This is a genomic window from Candidatus Krumholzibacteriia bacterium (assembly GCA_029865265.1).
In the GTDB taxonomy this organism is placed as follows: domain Bacteria; phylum Krumholzibacteriota; class Krumholzibacteriia; order WVZY01; family JAKEHA01; genus JAKEHA01.
Window position 1 is genome coordinate 71,727 of the sequence record JAOUHG010000011.1, and the last position, 14,936, is coordinate 86,662.

Consider the following 14,936-nt stretch of genomic DNA (forward strand, 5'->3'; position numbering starts at 1 on the left):
ATGACGCTTCCCTCCGGCATTCCGGCGTGCCGCGCCATGGACCTGGGGCTGGTTCCCTATGCCGCGGCGTTCACCACGCAGAAGCGCGAAGTGGAACGCCTGCAGCGGGGCGAGGGCGACGACGTGCTGCTCTATGTGCAGCACCCGCACGTGATCACGGTGGGGCGCAACGCCACCGCGTCCGCGATCCTCGCCGACCGGCGCCTGATCGCGTCGCGCGGGTGCGAAATCGTCACCACCGATCGCGGCGGCGACGTGACCTATCACGGCCCCGGCCAGCTGGTGGGCTATCCCATTCTGCGCCTGGAGGGCTCGCGGCGCGACATCCGCCGCTACGTGTACGATCTGGAAGGGGTTCTCATCGCGGCACTCGCGGACTTCGGCGTCTTCGCGGATCGTCACCCCGTGCACCGCGGTGTGTGGGTGCAGAACCGCAAGATCGCGTCGCTGGGCATCCGCATCTCGCGCTGGGTCACCTGCCACGGGTTTGCGCTCAACGTGAGCACGGACCTGTCCTTCTTTTCGCTCATGAACCCATGCGGGATCGCGGGCTGCACCATGACGTCACTGGAACGCGAGATGCTCTCGCCGGTTTCCATGAATGCGGTGCGCGAGTCCGTTACGCGCCACTTCGGCCCCATCATGGGCCGCCACATGCAGGAGGAGTCGATCGTTCATGTCCACTAAGCCTGTGGCTCCCCGCCCAGAACGGCCCGGGTGGTTCAAGATCCGCCTGCAGACCAACGAAGAGTACCGGCAGGTCAACCACCTGGTATCCAGCCTCAACCTGCACACCGTCTGCCAGGAGGCGCGCTGCCCCAACATCTACGAGTGCTGGGGCCAGGGCACGGCGACGTTCATGATCCTGGGCGACGTGTGTACGCGCCACTGCGGCTTCTGCTCGGTCATGAAGGGAAAGCCCAACGCGCCGGACCCGATGGAGCCGGAGAACGTGGCGGTGGCCATCGAGTCGCTCAAGCTCAAGTACGCGGTGATCACATCGGTGGACCGCGACGACCTCCCCGACGAGGGCGCGGCACACTTTGCCGAAACCATTGCCGCCGTGCGGCGGCGCGTGCCGGACTGCATGGTCGAGGTGCTGATCCCGGACTTCAATGGAAAGAAGGAACTGCTGGACGTGGTGCTCGACGCGCGCCCGGATTGCCTTGCGCACAACATCGAGACCGCGTCGCACCTCTACCGCCGCGTGCGCCCGGTTGCGGTATACGAGAACACGCTCAAGGTGCTCGAGAACTCGGTGCTGTACCGCGACCGGCACGGCATCGAGATGCGCGTCAAATGCAGCATCATGGCGGGCCTGGGCGAAACCATGGAGCAGCTCCTCGACACCCTGCGCGACATCGCCAACACCGGCTGCGACATCATGACGGTCGGCCAGTACCTGCCGCCGAAGAAGGCGGCGCTCCCGCTGGACCGCTACTACACGCCCGAGGAGTTCGCGCACATCAAGAGCGAAGGGCTCAAGATGGGCTTCAGGCACGTCGAGTCCGGCCCGCTGGTGCGCAGCTCCTACCACGCCAGACAGCAGATGGAAGGCACCTCGCGCCAGCCGGCCTGTTAGGGCGCATTGACCGCATGTGCGCGCGGGGTGTATACTAGCAGTTGAATTCCTGCCGCGCACAATAGGAGGCATTCCATGCGAATCATCGCGATGGTGTTGTGCCTTGTCTTTCTCGCCGCACCCGCCGGAGCCAGCCTGGTCGGTCTTTATACGGAACCTCTGCCCGGTGCGTGCGCAGTCGTTCCCATGCCGTTCATCCCGTTTTCCGTGTACGTCGTCCACCATCTCTCCACCGGGACCAAGGCGCTGAGCTTCCGGGTGGCCGCGGAGTTCCCGGCGGGCATGATCAGCCTGGGGGGCACTCCGATCGGGTTCCTGTGCGTGGGTGACTGCGATCCCTACCAGGGGGTGTCGGTATCCCGGCAATGTTCCAGCGCGGACTGGGCGATCTTCCGTCTCGACTTCTTCCCTACCCAGCCGCTGCAGAGTGTGACCTGCTACCAGCTCCGTGTGGTGGGGTACCCTGGCAACGACGTCGTCGCCGTCGACTGCAACGACGTCCAGCAGACGGCCAGCGGCCGGTTCTTCTCGTTCGTGGCCAACAGCTGGGATTGCTGGGACTGTGCGACCCCGGTGGAGTCCACCACCTGGGGCCGCGTCAAGTCGCTGTACCGCTGAGCGCCGCGGCGAGGCGTATCGCGCGAAGCACACCGCCCCTCCCGGGGGCGCAACGCGCCCCCATGCGCCGCGACCGGGGCGCATGCGTTACCCCGCGCCCGCGGCATGCGGATTGCAGCCATGGCATGATCTCCAACCAGCGAGGATTGCCATGGCTACGAAGACACGATCCCTTCGAGACCTGACGTCATTCGGCGACGTCGCCGCGGAAGACGACGCGGTACTCGACTACTTTCTCACCACCGACGCGGTCGCCAGCATCAAGAACGGCGACGTCTTTCTCGTGCTGGGGCGCAAGGGTGCGGGCAAGACGGCGCTGGTACGCCACTTCGCCGAGGGAAACGGCAACGGCGTATCGCGCTCTCTCAACCTGGGCGGTTACCCGTGGGCGGTCCACGCGCAGCGCATGGACCGCGGCTCCTCCGATGTGGAGGCCTACGTCTCCTCGTGGCGTTACCTTATCGCGGTGCAGCTGGCGGTGCTGGCGCTGTCGCGCGCGCCGCGCGCGGCCGACGAGAACGCCAAGGCACTGCAGCACTTCCTGGCCGACAACTACGGCGACGCCATCGACATGGAAGACGTGCTGCGCCCTTCCAAGCTGCGCCTCTCCAGCATGTCCTTCGAACCCATGGTGTTCGGCTGCAAGCTGGGCGGGATCGCGTTGGACCGCGGCAAGACCGACCTCAAGCTGGGGATGGAACTGGACGCGCTCTCGGACATGATCATCGCGTCGGCCCTCAAGCTGGCCCGCTCCGCGGGGGCACCGTCGCTCATGCTCCACTTCGACGAACTGGACCAGGGGATCTCCACCCTCACCGAAGAGCGTGCGCGCATGCTCGCGGGCCTGGTGCTGGCGGCGCGGTCCGTGCGACAGTCGTGCCGCGACGGCGGCGTGCCCGTGCACCCCGTCATCTATTTGCGCTCCGACCTGTGGGACAAGCTCTCGTTTTCGGACAAGAACAAGATCAGCGAATCGCTCGCACTGCGTCTGGAGTGGGACTCGGATTCCCTCATGGAACTGGTGAGCGCGCGGGTGCGCGCCAAGCTGGGCCCGGGCACGTCGTGGGACTCCATCACCACGCCGGATACGCTGCGCGGCTCGTATACCAAGTGGAACTACATCGTGGGCCGCACCTTCCTGCGCCCGCGCGACGTGATAAAGTTCCTCAACTCGGCGCTGCGCCAGGCACGCGCGCGCGACGAGAGCCCGTTGCTGCTCAGCAACCCGGACGTGGTCAACGCGCGCGAGGCGTACTCGGCCTACCTCAAGTCCGAACTGGACGACGAGATCATGGCGCACTGGCCGCAGTGGGAGGAGGCGCTGCAGGCCTGCTCGGCCATCAGCACCATGACCTTCCAGCGCGACGAGTTCGCCGAGGAGTACGAGGAGCGGCGCTCCAAGCACAACACGGTGGGCACCGACGAGGCGCTGGAGATGCTGTACCGCTTCTCCGTGATCGGCTACGAGCGGCGCAGCGGATACGGCGGCAGCTCGTGGGCGTTCCAGTACACCAACCCGGAGGCGGGCTGGGACAACCGCGCCACCCGCTTCAAGGTGCACCTGGGCCTGAAGGAGTTCGCCAAGCTGCGTGAAGACTAGCCGCGACGAGCAATGGGCGCGAGGAAGGGGTTCCAGCGCTTCTCTTCGCCAATGGTGGTGTCGGGGCCGTGGCCGCAGTGGACCACGGTATCGTCTGCCATGGGGAGGAAGCGCTCGAGGGTTCGCATCATGGTCTCGTGATCGCCGCCAGGGAGGTCCGTGCGTCCGATACTCCCCTGGAAGAGCACGTCACCCACGACCACGCGCGGCGGGGTCTCGCCGACAAACAACACGATGATGTGACCCGGGGTGTGGCCCGGCATCAGCATCACCTCGCCACGCAGATTCCCGATATTGACAGTGTCCCCCTCCTCCAGCCAGCGCTGGATGGGGACGGTGCGCGGCACCGGCAGGCCGAACATCTGCGCCTGCGGCCCCACAGCCTGGTAGACGGGCTCGTCGGCGCGGTGCATGAACACCGGCACGCCGAGGGCGTCGACCACCCCCGCCAGACCCGCCACGTGGTCGAGGTGCGCGTGGGTGTTGACGACCGCCTTCACCGTGACACCCATCTCCTCCACCGCGGCCAGGATGCGCGGCGCCTCGTCGCCGGCGTCAAAAATGACCGCCTCGCCGGTTTCGCCGCACGCCACGATGTGACAGTTGCTCTGGAACGGGCCCACCACGAGAGACTCGATGCGGAACATGCGCCTATCCTAGCACGGCGTGCTATATTGCTGCCATGGGTCAGGTCCTCAAGAACACGTTCGCGTGGTCGGTGTCGCGCGACCGCACCTTCCGCGAATGCCCCCGCCAGTACTGGTTCTCGCACTACGGCTTCTGGAGCGGCTGGGAGTGGGGTTCGGACGAGCGCACGCGCGAGATCTACGTGCTCAAGCAGCTCAAGTCGCGGCCCATGTGGGTGGGCGAGGTGGTCCACGAGTGCATCCGCCATTCGCTGGAGAATCTCGCCCGTGGCATCCCGGTGCTCCCGGTGGAGCGCATCCTGGAGATCACGCGCAACCGCATGCGCGAGGACTTCGTGTCGTCTCGCGACGGCCGCTACCACGACAACCCCAAACACGACTGCGGCCTCTTCGAGCACGAGTACCGCCGGCCGGTCACCGACGAGCAGTGGCGCGACACCGCCGACCAGGTGGACCGCTGCCTGCTCAACTTCTACCATTCCGAGGTCTGGGATCAGCTTCAGCGGACAGCCCCGGCGGACTTCCTGGAGGTCGAGCGCCTGTCGCACTTCCTCCTCGACGGGGTCAAGGTGCACGTGAAGCTGGACTGCGCCATCCGCGAACCCGACCACGTCATCGTATGGGACTGGAAGACCGGGCGCCGTGAGGGGTCCGACGCGCGCCTGCAGCTGGCCTGCTACGCCTTCTACCTCCACCAGGCCTATGGAATCCCCATTCACCGCGTACACATGCGGCGCTTCGAGTTGTCGCAGGGCGCGGTGCACACGCGCACCATCGCGGAGCGGGAACTCGACCAGATCCTGGACTACGTGCGCGGGAGCATCGCCGACATGCGCGCGCTCCTGGACGACCCGGAGAACAACCGGGCCACCGAAGATCGCTTTGCCCGCGTAGAAAGGCGCGAGGCCTGCCTTCGCTGCAACTTCCTCAAGGTCTGCGGGCCGGCCATCGACACCACCCCCTGAAGCCGGCTGGAGGCCGCGGAGCAGGCTCCCGGCGGGCGCAACTGGCCCTTGTGCCCGCGCCGGGTTCGTAGTATAAGTGTAAGTGTCACTTTAGGATCGAAGGAGCCATGCCATGATCGAGTACATTCCCGGCCTCGAAAAAGTACCTGCCGCAGAGTCGGCCATCAGCTTTATCGATGGCGAAAAAGGTATCCTCGAATACAGAGGAATCCGGATCGAAGACCTGGCCGCGCACAGCACGTTCGAAGAGGTTGCATTCCTCCTCCTGAACGGGCATCTCCCCGCGGAGAACGAGCTCGCCGAATTCAACCGTCGCGTCGCGAAGGCGCGTGTTTTGAGTCCCGAACTCCAGAAAGTCGTGTCCTGTACTCCGAAAAGCGCACACCCGATGTCCGCGCTGCAAACCGCGGTGGCCGCCGTCGGTATGGTGGGCGAACACCGGAACGTCTACGACGAAAAGACGCGCGAGGACTGTGCGATCGAGTTCATCGGGAAGTTCCCGTCGCTGGTCGCCGCCATCTACCGGGTGCGTCACGGAAAGAAGGTGGTCGAGCCCGATCCGTCGCTGACCATCGCCGCCGACTTCCTGCATATGTTGAGCGGTGAGAAGCCGGACACCAACAAGGCCCGCGCGATGGACATCTGTCTCATCCTTCACGCGGACCACACCATGAACGCGTCCACCTTCACCGCGCGTGTGACCGCATCCACGGAGTGCCAGCCGGCGGCGGCGATCTCGGCGGCGGTCGGCAGCCTGTCCGGCCCGCTGCACGGTGGCGCCAACGAAGCCGTCCTGCACATGCTGGAGGAGATCGGCTCCCCCGGTGCGGTGGGACCGTACTTTGAGAAGAAGCTCGAGCGCCATGAGAAGATCATGGGCATGGGTCACCGGGTCTACAAGACCAAGGACCCGCGCGCCACGATCCTCCAGGGCCTCGCCCGCGACCTGTTCGAGAAGTTCGGCAGCTCACCGCTGTACGATATCGCGGTCGAACTGGAGCAGATGGCGATCGCCAAGCTGGGCCCGCGCGGGATCTATCCCAACGTGGATTTCTACGCCGGCATCGTCTACAACCGGCTGGCAATCCAGACCGACCTGTTCACGCCCATCTTTGCGGTGTCGCGCGTCGCAGGCTGGTCGGCGCACTGGATGGAGCAGATGCGGCATAACCGTCTCTTCCGCCCGACACAGGTCTACCAGGGGCAGCACGAGGTTCCCTACGTGCCCATGTCGGAGCGCAAGGAAGGGGTCAGGGCATCCTGACCCGTCAGTCGCCCCCTTGGTCGCGAGACGAAAAAGCCGCCCGGGAAACCGGGCGGCTTTTTCACATCCGCGGGGAACCGGGAACCCGGTTCCTGATCAGTAGTCGTCGTCCTCGTCCTCCTCGCCGTTATCATCATCATCGTCATCATCATCGTAGTCGTCATCATTGTCATCTTCGTAGTCGTCATCATCGTCACTGCCGTAGGACGAACTCCCCGCTCCGTAGTCGCGCATGCACTCTTCGGAGCAGAAGACCTCCTCGTCGACGTATAGCGCGTCGCCCCCGATGTTCTCGCCGCAGTAAGCACAGTTTTCCATTGCCGTCGACCTCTCGATGTTGGGACGTCCCCCGGCCACACCCGCCGGCTCCTACCCGGCGCGCCTGCAAACGGGGGACGGATTTGCTAATTAGCGGGGCGCGGCGGCGGTGTCAACGGAAATCGGGCGCGCCCGCCGCCGATGTCATTCCGCGGGCTTGCCGGAACGTCCTACGCGCGGCGCGGATCGGGGCATCCCCGTCGATTGTTCGGGCTCCCGGGGGTCAAATGCCCCATGGGGACGCCCCCGAACACCCCCGGGACGATCCGCCGGGCCGCGACCCATACTTCTAATAGGTTGAAATATATAGAGTTAAGTCTTGTGCCCCCCCCGGGGGGGCGGGCGTGGTATATCCGTTGCTGAATCCATTCTGGCTTCAGTCCGGTTGTTCCGCAGATTTTTCTCCCGGAGACCATAATGGCTTCCCTACGAACCTCGCTCAATCCGCTCGTGGACGAAGGCATCGTCATTACCGGGGCTATCGAGCCCGCGTACATGGAAGTCCTCACGCCCGATGCGCTGCGCTTCGTGGCGGACCTCGCACGCCGCTTCAGCGCGCGCCGGGGTGAACTCCTCAAGCTGCGGGCGATCCGCCAGCATGAGATCGACGCCGGGCACTTCCCGGACTTTCTCCCCGAGACCCGGCCTATCCGCGAGGCCACCTGGCGGGTGGCGCCCATTCCCCGCGACCTCGAGGACCGGCGGGTCGAGATCACCGGACCGGTAGACCGCAAGATGGTGATCAACGCGTTGAACTCCGGCGCCAACACCTACATGGCCGACTTCGAGGACTCGAATTCGCCCACCTGGGAGAACTGCGTGCTGGGGCAGGTCAACCTGCGCGACGCCGTGCGGCGCACCATCCAGTACACCAGCCCCGAGGGCAAGCAGTACGCGCTGGGAGAGACCACGGCCGCGCTCCTGGTGCGCCCGCGCGGGTGGCACCTGGACGAGCGGCACATGCGCGTGGACGGCAACGCGGTTCCGGGCGGGCTGTTCGACTTCGGGCTGTTCTTCTTCCACAACGCGGAGGAGCTGATGTCGCGCGGCTCTGGCCCCTACTTCTACCTGCCCAAGATGGAAAGCCACCTGGAGGCGCGGCTGTGGAACGACGTCTTCGTGCGCGCGCAGGAAACCATGGGCATTGCCAAAGGCACCATCCGCGCCACCGTGCTCATTGAGACCATCCTGGCGGCGTTCGAGATGGACGAGATCCTGTACGAGCTCCGCGAGCACTCATCGGGTCTCAACTGCGGGCGCTGGGACTACATCTTCTCGTTCATCAAGCGCTTTCGTAACCACGCGGCATTCGTGCTTCCGGACCGCGCCACCGTGGGCATGGACCGTCACTTCCTGAAGTCATACGTGGACCTGCTCATCAAGACCTGCCACCGCCGCGGCATCCACGCCATGGGCGGCATGGCGGCACAGATCCCCATCAAGAACGACCCCGCGGCCAACGATGCCGCCATCGAGAAGGTGCGCGCCGACAAGCTGCGCGAGGTGCGCGCGGGACACGACGGCACCTGGGTGGCCCACCCCGGGCTGGTGCCGGTGGCGAAGGAGATCTTCGACACCCACATGAAGACGCCCAACCAGATCCGCATTGCCCGCTCCGAGGTCGACGTCACCGCAGAGGACCTGATTGCCGTGCCGGACGGCACCATCACCGAGCAGGGCCTGCGCACCAACATCAATATTGGTGTGCTCTACCTGGAATCGTGGCTGCGCGGCTCCGGGTGTGTTCCCCTCTACAACCTCATGGAAGACGCCGCCACCGCCGAGATCTCCCGCGCCCAGGTGTGGCAGTGGGTGCGCCACGACGCGCGCATGGACGACGGCCGCACTGTCACCCGGGACCTCGTGCACGCCGTCCTGCGCGAAGAGATGGCGCGCATCCGCGCCGAGGCCGGCGAGGAAGCCTGGGCGGCGGGGCGCTTCGAGACCGCTTCCAAGTTGTTTGCCGGAATGATGACAAACGAGGAGTTCGCCGAGTTCATGCCCTCGCTGGCGTATGAATTCCTCAAATGAACGAACTCGCCTAAATCTCCGAACCGACGTGAGCCAGACGCACCCAGGAGGACACTTGCACATGGAAAGGCGCACGTTCATCAGAAAGACAATGGCGGAATGGGACACGTCTTCGCGCTGGGCCGGCATCGACCGGCCCTACACCGCGGAAGACGTATGGAAGCTGCGGGGCTCGTATCACATCGAGCACTCGCTGGCGCGCATGGGCGCGGACCGGCTGTGGAGCCTGCTCCACTCCGAGCCCTACGTCCACTCGCTCAGCGCCGTCACCGGCAACCAGGCCATCCAGCACGTTCGCGCGGGGCTCAACGCCATCTACGTGAGTGGCTGGCAGACCGCCGCCGACGCCAACACGGCCTCGGCGGTGTACCCCGACCTCTCGTTGTACCCGTGCGACAGCGTCCCCCAACTGGTGGGGCGCATCAACAACGCGCTCCTGCGCGCCGACCAGATCCACCACCACAAGGAGGGCAGGCAGAACGGCAACGGCGCCCACTGGCTGGCCCCCATCGTGGCGGACGCGGAGGCGGGTTTCGGAGGCACGCTGCACGCCTTCGAGATCATGAAGGCGATGATCCGCGAGGGCGCGGCGGGCGTGCACTTCGAAGACCAGCAGGCGTCGGTGAAGAAGTGCGGACACCTGGGCGGCAAGGTCATCGTGCCCACCCAGGAGTTCATCACCAAGCTGATCTCGGCGCGGCTCGCGGCCGACGTCATGGGTGTCCCCACCGTCCTGATCGCGCGTACCGACGCGGGCAGCGGCGGGCTCATCACCAGCGACATCGACCCGTACGACCACGAGTTCCTCACCGGTGAGCGCACCCACGAGGGATTCTTCCGCGTGCGCGCCGGCCTCGAGCAGGCCATATCGCGCGGGCTCGCCTACGCGCCCTACGCGGATCTCTTGTGGATGGAGACGTCGCACCCGGACCTGCAGGAGGCGCAGGACTTCGCGGACGCCATCCACGAACGCTTCCCGGGCAAGATGCTGGCGTACAACTGCTCGCCCTCGTTCAACTGGCGCAGCAACCTGGACCAGAAGACCATCGGCGAATTCCAGCAGCGCCTCGCCGCCATGGGCTACAAGTACCAGTTCGTGACGCTGTCCGGTTTCCACTCGCTCAACTTCGCCATGTACGAGTTGGCGCGCGGGTACCGCGATCGCGGCATGGCGGCATACTCGGAGCTGCAGCAGGCGGAGTTCACCGCCGAGAAGCTCGGCTACGAAGCGGTGCGGCACCAGGAGTTCGCGGGTACGGGCTACTTCGACGCGGTCACCGAGATTGCCAGCCAGGGCATGACGTCCACGCTGGGCATGGCGGGGTCCACGGAAGAAGAGCAGTTCTAGGTTTCGCAGGGCACGGGGCCGGGCGCCGAGCTTTCTCCTCCTTCGGCGGCGCCCGCCCCGTCCCGCTGGTTCTCCGTCACACCTCCGGCGCACTTTCGCGCGCTTTGCCCGGCGGCCATCGCGTGCTATGATGCCGGACATGCCCTCCCTTCACGAACTCTTCGCCGGCCAGGTGGAACAGTTGCGCGCCGAGCGCGAGCAGTTGCTCGCCGGCCGCGGTGAGCGTGAGATCTCGCGGGTCACGGTGGCGCAGGCCCACGGTGGCCTGCGCGGAGTCAACGCGCTCATTTGCGATACCTCGACGGTGGACCCCGAGCGGGGCCTCTTCATCCGCGGCATACCCGTCACCGATCTTCTGGACCGGTTCCCCGAAGACATATTCTTCCTGCTGCTCATGGGCCGTTTGCCCTCCAACGAGGAAACCAAGCTGGTCCGCGACGAGATCGCCGCGCAGGAACGCGTGCCCGAGCCGGTGTGGCGCGTGATCGACGAGATGTCGGCCGGCAGTAATCCCATGGCAATGCTGGCAACGGGGCTGCTGGCGCTCGAAAACGAATCCGTGATGAGCTCGGGCTACGACCGGGGACTCAAGCGCGAGGACTACTGGAAGGCCACCCTCACCGACGCGCTGCGCGTGCTGGGCTCGCTGCCCACCCTGGGCGGCGGTGTGTACCGCATGCGCTTCAAGAAGGGGCCGCGCTTTGCGCACGATCCCCTGCTGGACTGGTCGCAGAACTACTGCGCCATGTGCGGGGTGCGCAAGCCGGTGTTCTTCGAGGCCATGCGCCGCGCCGCCATCCTGCAGAGCGACCACGAGGGCGGCAACGTGTGCGCGTTCACCTGTCATACCGTGGGCTCGGTGCTCTCCAACGCGTTTCTCGCGGTGAGCGCGGGCTTCAACGGACTGGCCGGACCGCTGCACGGGCGCGCGGCCAAGGAAAGTACCGACTGGGTGGTGGATGCGGTGACGCGCTACCGCGGCATTCCCACCGACGCTCAGGTGGAAGAATACGCCGCCGAGACGCTCAAGAACGGGCGCGTGATCCCCGGGCACGGTCACGCGGTACTGCGCGACCAGGATCCGCGCTTCACCGCCATGCTGGCGTTCGGCAAGGAGCACTTCGGGGGTGACCCCGTGTTTGCAACGGTCGAGAAGATGTCGCGTATCGTGCCCGAGATACTCAAGCGGCAGGGCAAGGCGAAGAACCCCTACCCCAACGTGGACTTCGGGATGGGCGCGGTGTGGCACCACTTCGGCATCACCGAGACGGACTACTACACGGTGCCATTCGCGATCTCGCTCGCGATGGGCATGCTGGCGCAGCTGGTCATCAACCGCGCCATCGGCAGCCCCATCCTGCGGCCGCGCAGCGTCACCTCGGAGTGGGTTCGCTCGCAGTAACCTCGCGGGCCGCGCCCGCGATTCCAACGGAGATTCGCATGAGCAACCATGTCTACAAGCAGATCGAACTGACGGGATCGTCGACGAAGAGTATCGAAGACGCGGTGCAAGTCGCCCTGACCAAGGCCGCGGAGACGGTGCGCAACATGCGCTGGTTCGAGGTGACCGACATGCGCGGCCACATTGCGGATCAGAAGCTGGGCCACTGGCAGGTAACCATCAAGGTGGGCTTCACGCTGGACGACTAGGCTGCCTGTTGCGGCCGCTTGCAAATCCCATTGCATGGCTGTTGCGATTTCGCATTGCGCGCGACGCGTCGTGCCGCGCGAAAACTTCTTGCATCCAACACTTTCATGTTGACTACTTAGCTAACATGTGCGATGTTCGTTGCATGAAGCTCCTCCCATTTTGCACTCGTATCAATGAGGAGTTGTCATGTCGCTACACACACTCTCCGACCGTGAGATTCTCTCCCGCACGCTCGATATCTCCCGCCGCGAACGCAGGCTGACACTCCGGGTCCTGCTGCATCTCATTGAAGTAGAACGCCGGCGCCTGCACCTCAAGCAGGGCTACTCGTCGTTGTTCGACTACTGCCGCTCTGCGCTGAAATACTCCGAGTCCTCGGCCGTGCGGCGGGTCCGGGCGGCGCGTTGCGTGCGGCGCTTTCCGGAGGTGTTCACACTCCTTGAGGCAAACGAGATCTCCGTGTGCGCGCTCTCGAGGATCGCGCGCGTGCTCTCGGTTTCCAACAGCCATGCGCTGCTGGAGCGCGTTCGAGGAAGATCACTCCGCGAGATCGATGCGATCGTGGCCGAGTACGCGCCGCGGCCGAAGCCACGCGAAATCGTGCAGCCGGTCGTGGTCCCGGTACGCCGGCCGGTGGCGGCTACGACTTCCCCCGTCGTGACAGCGGCCGCCGCCGCGGATACAGCCGACGCTTGTGAAAAGCGTGCTTACCGCCACAGCGGCGGTAAGAATGTTACCACCTCTGTGGAGCCGGACGAACGTCCGGCCGTTCTCACCGAGAAGCGCATGCTGATGCGCTTCTCCGGCAGCGAGGCGTTCATGGCCAAACTCGCGAAGGTGCGCTCACTGGCCTGGCATCGTTTGTCTCCGGATGCGTCGTTGGAGGAGGTATTCGAGCTCGCGCTGGATGCCTTCATCGAAGCCAACGATCCTGTGAGGCGGCGTGAAAGGCGCGTCCAGGCGCGCGCAAGCGCGTCTCATGAGAAGCGGGCGGGCACCCAGCAACTCGATGTGCACACGCGGCGATCCGGCGACAACGCCAGGAGGCTCCCGGTCGCCGTCCGTGACGAGGTGTTTGTCAGGGACAAGAACCGCTGCACGTTTGTGGGTGCGAATGGCAGAAGATGCGGATCCACGCGTGCCTTGCAGGTCGATCACATCGTGCCGGTGGCGCGGGGCGGGCCAGGGACGGCCGATAATCTAAGACTGCTGTGCGCGTATCATAATAGACTGGAAGCGGAGAGACTGCTGGGGGCGGCTACCATGGACAGGTTTCGTCAATCGGCATGCCGATGGGGCGGATCGGAATCTTGATGGTTCCCACGAAGATCGACGTGGCGTCCTCCCAGCGCGCGCCCGGCTTGCCATGGAAATACAGGCAGGTGATATTCAACTCGCCGGGCAGAAGCCGGAAGGCATCGGGAAAGAACGAAAACGCCATCCCCCGCACGATGCGCTCGCCGGGATGGAGGACGGAAGCCGCCCGGGGCAGCCGCGCACCTTCGCACTCCGCGGGCGGCACATCCAGGGATGGAAAGAGCAACGAGTCCGGAAAGTTCCCGGGCCCACCGAGCCCGATGCACTCGAAGTGGTCGGGTCCCCAGTTGTAACGCGTCTCCCAGAGTGACAGGCAGCCGGAATCGGTCAGCGGCGTATCCGAGACATTCGTCCCCTCCGCGATCACATTCACAACCACCGAGTCACCCTGCTCGGTTAGGACATAACGCATCGATAACACGACATCGTCGTACCGAATCGTATCCGTCGATGCCCGGTAGCGCCAGTCACCCACAAGTCCGGCCCTTCGCGCGATAGCCTCGAGCTCTTCGTCAACTTCCTGGCTTTCGAGTTGTTTTTCGTCCCGCTCCGGAGCCCGGCGCCACCACGGAGGCGTTCTTATCTCCTCCCGGCGAACCTCCACCGGCTTCATGACAACCGCAACCCGCGTTGTGTCCTTCAGCCGGACAACGACGTGCTCGTCCGCGTTTTCGTAACCCATGGCCATTACCCGGAGCGTGTAGTAACCGCACGGCGCCCGAAATCGAAACACGCCGGATGAATCCCCCATCACGCCCACACGCGTTTCCGGGAGCAGGATATTGGCGTACGGAATCGGCTTCCCGCCGTCCGTGACACGGCCTTCGATCCAGCCCGATTGTGCGGAGGCAACCGGCGCGAGTGCGGCCAGGAGCAGCAAGGCAACGAGAAGCACGCGCTTTCTCACAATTCGAGAACGCCCCCCGGTTCCACGACGCGTGCGCGCAACCCCTTCGCTTCGACTTTCCTGACGAAGCCGTCCGCATCCGCTTTCACCACCGGAAAGGTGTTGTAGTGCATCGGCACGTGGAGTTTGGCTCGAATGAGCTCGCACGCCTTCACCGCATCGTCGACACCCATGGTGAAGTTGTCCCCGATGGGCAGCATGCACAGGTCAAAGGGCCCGTTGAGCTCGGCGATGAGCTGCATGTCCAGAAACACCCCCGTATCCCCGGTGTGGTAAAGTCTTTTATGATCTATAGTTAGCAGGATGCCCGCGGGGCTGCCCAGGGCCTCGCCGTCCGGACCGGTGGAGCCATGATGCGCGATCACCAGCTTCACCCGCCCGAACGGAAAGTCGAACCCGCCGCCGATGCTCATGCCGTGGGTCCTGCAGCCGCGCGCAGCGAAGTAGTTGGCGATCTCGAAGTTCGCCACCACCAGCGCGCCGGTCTTCTTTGCGATCACCTCGGTATCCCCGATGTGATCGCCGTGGCCGTGCGAGAGCAGGATGGCGTCGAGCTGCTTGAACGCCTCCGGCCTGACGTCCGCCGCGGGATTATCCGTGAGATAGGGATCGATCAGAACGCGATGCTTCGCGCCCTGGATCTCCCAGCACGAGTGGCCGTGAAAAGTGAGTTTCATGATGGACTCCT

General features: G+C 65.0%; 15 protein-coding genes. 11 read left to right on the forward strand and 4 right to left on the reverse strand.

What is annotated here, in order from left to right; genetic code table 11:
• From lipB to OEX18_07340, 4 genes are all read left to right on the forward strand, one after another.
• Positions 1-687 carry a lipoyl(octanoyl) transferase LipB gene (gene lipB / locus OEX18_07325; GenBank protein MDH4337079.1) on the forward strand — a complete coding sequence of 229 codons (687 nt, stop codon included), beginning with the start codon at positions 1-3 and terminating at the stop codon, positions 685-687.
• A complete protein-coding gene (lipA, locus tag OEX18_07330) occupies positions 677-1,582 on the forward strand; it encodes a lipoyl synthase (GenBank protein ID MDH4337080.1) in 906 nt (301 codons plus the stop codon). The genes lipB and lipA overlap by 11 nt, the downstream gene beginning before the upstream one ends.
• A gap of 75 nt (positions 1,583-1,657) precedes the next feature.
• On the forward strand, positions 1,658-2,200 hold the full coding sequence (locus OEX18_07335) for a hypothetical protein (protein ID MDH4337081.1): 543 nt from the start codon (positions 1,658-1,660) through the stop codon (positions 2,198-2,200).
• Between the two features lie 151 nt (positions 2,201-2,351).
• Positions 2,352-3,800, forward strand: coding sequence for a hypothetical protein (locus OEX18_07340; protein ID MDH4337082.1), 1,449 nt, complete (start codon positions 2,352-2,354; stop codon positions 3,798-3,800).
• On the opposite strand, the gene OEX18_07345 is transcribed toward OEX18_07340, so the two are convergent.
• A complete protein-coding gene (locus OEX18_07345) occupies positions 3,797-4,447 on the reverse strand; it encodes an MBL fold metallo-hydrolase (GenBank protein ID MDH4337083.1) in 651 nt (216 codons plus the stop codon). The two genes, OEX18_07340 and OEX18_07345, sit on opposite strands and share 4 nt — an antisense overlap.
• Before the next feature lie 35 nt (positions 4,448-4,482).
• On the opposite strand from OEX18_07345, the gene OEX18_07350 reads away from it, so the two are divergent.
• Both OEX18_07350 and OEX18_07355 read left to right on the forward strand, forming a co-directional pair.
• On the forward strand, positions 4,483-5,412 hold the full coding sequence (locus OEX18_07350) for a PD-(D/E)XK nuclease family protein (GenBank protein ID MDH4337084.1): 930 nt from the start codon (positions 4,483-4,485) through the stop codon (positions 5,410-5,412).
• A 112-nt stretch (positions 5,413-5,524) separates the two neighbouring features.
• Positions 5,525-6,676, forward strand: a complete 1,152-nt coding sequence (locus tag OEX18_07355; protein MDH4337085.1) for a citrate synthase — start codon at positions 5,525-5,527, stop codon at positions 6,674-6,676.
• A 96-nt stretch (positions 6,677-6,772) separates the two neighbouring features.
• On the opposite strand, the gene OEX18_07360 is transcribed toward OEX18_07355, so the two are convergent.
• Positions 6,773-6,994, reverse strand: coding sequence for a hypothetical protein (locus OEX18_07360; GenBank protein ID MDH4337086.1), 222 nt, complete (start codon positions 6,992-6,994; stop codon positions 6,773-6,775).
• A 417-nt stretch (positions 6,995-7,411) separates the two neighbouring features.
• Between OEX18_07360 and aceB the strand changes: the two genes are divergently transcribed.
• The 5 genes from aceB (at position 7,412) to OEX18_07385 (ending at position 13,338) form a co-directional block, all read left to right on the forward strand.
• Positions 7,412-9,025, forward strand: a complete 1,614-nt coding sequence (aceB, locus tag OEX18_07365) for a malate synthase A (GenBank protein ID MDH4337087.1) — start codon at positions 7,412-7,414, stop codon at positions 9,023-9,025.
• A gap of 61 nt (positions 9,026-9,086) precedes the next feature.
• Complete coding sequence (aceA, locus tag OEX18_07370) at positions 9,087-10,373, forward strand: isocitrate lyase (protein ID MDH4337088.1); 1,287 nt, start codon at positions 9,087-9,089, stop codon at positions 10,371-10,373.
• A gap of 139 nt (positions 10,374-10,512) precedes the next feature.
• The gene (locus OEX18_07375; protein MDH4337089.1) at positions 10,513-11,775 is read left to right on the forward strand and encodes a citrate (Si)-synthase; all 1,263 of its coding nucleotides are present in this window, start codon (positions 10,513-10,515) and stop codon (positions 11,773-11,775) included.
• A gap of 38 nt (positions 11,776-11,813) precedes the next feature.
• Complete coding sequence (locus tag OEX18_07380; protein ID MDH4337090.1) at positions 11,814-12,023, forward strand: dodecin family protein; 210 nt, start codon at positions 11,814-11,816, stop codon at positions 12,021-12,023.
• A gap of 187 nt (positions 12,024-12,210) precedes the next feature.
• A complete protein-coding gene (locus tag OEX18_07385; GenBank protein ID MDH4337091.1) occupies positions 12,211-13,338 on the forward strand; it encodes an HNH endonuclease in 1,128 nt (375 codons plus the stop codon).
• On the opposite strand, the gene OEX18_07390 is transcribed toward OEX18_07385, so the two are convergent.
• Together OEX18_07390 and OEX18_07395 are read right to left on the reverse strand one after the other, a co-directional pair.
• Positions 13,283-14,236, reverse strand: a complete 954-nt coding sequence (locus tag OEX18_07390) for a carboxypeptidase-like regulatory domain-containing protein (protein ID MDH4337092.1) — start codon at positions 14,234-14,236, stop codon at positions 13,283-13,285. The genes OEX18_07385 and OEX18_07390 overlap by 56 nt on opposite strands.
• A gap of 8 nt (positions 14,237-14,244) precedes the next feature.
• Positions 14,245-14,925 carry a metal-dependent hydrolase gene (locus tag OEX18_07395; GenBank protein MDH4337093.1) on the reverse strand — a complete coding sequence of 227 codons (681 nt, stop codon included), beginning with the start codon at positions 14,923-14,925 and terminating at the stop codon, positions 14,245-14,247.
• Between the last annotated feature and the right edge of the window lie 11 nt (positions 14,926-14,936).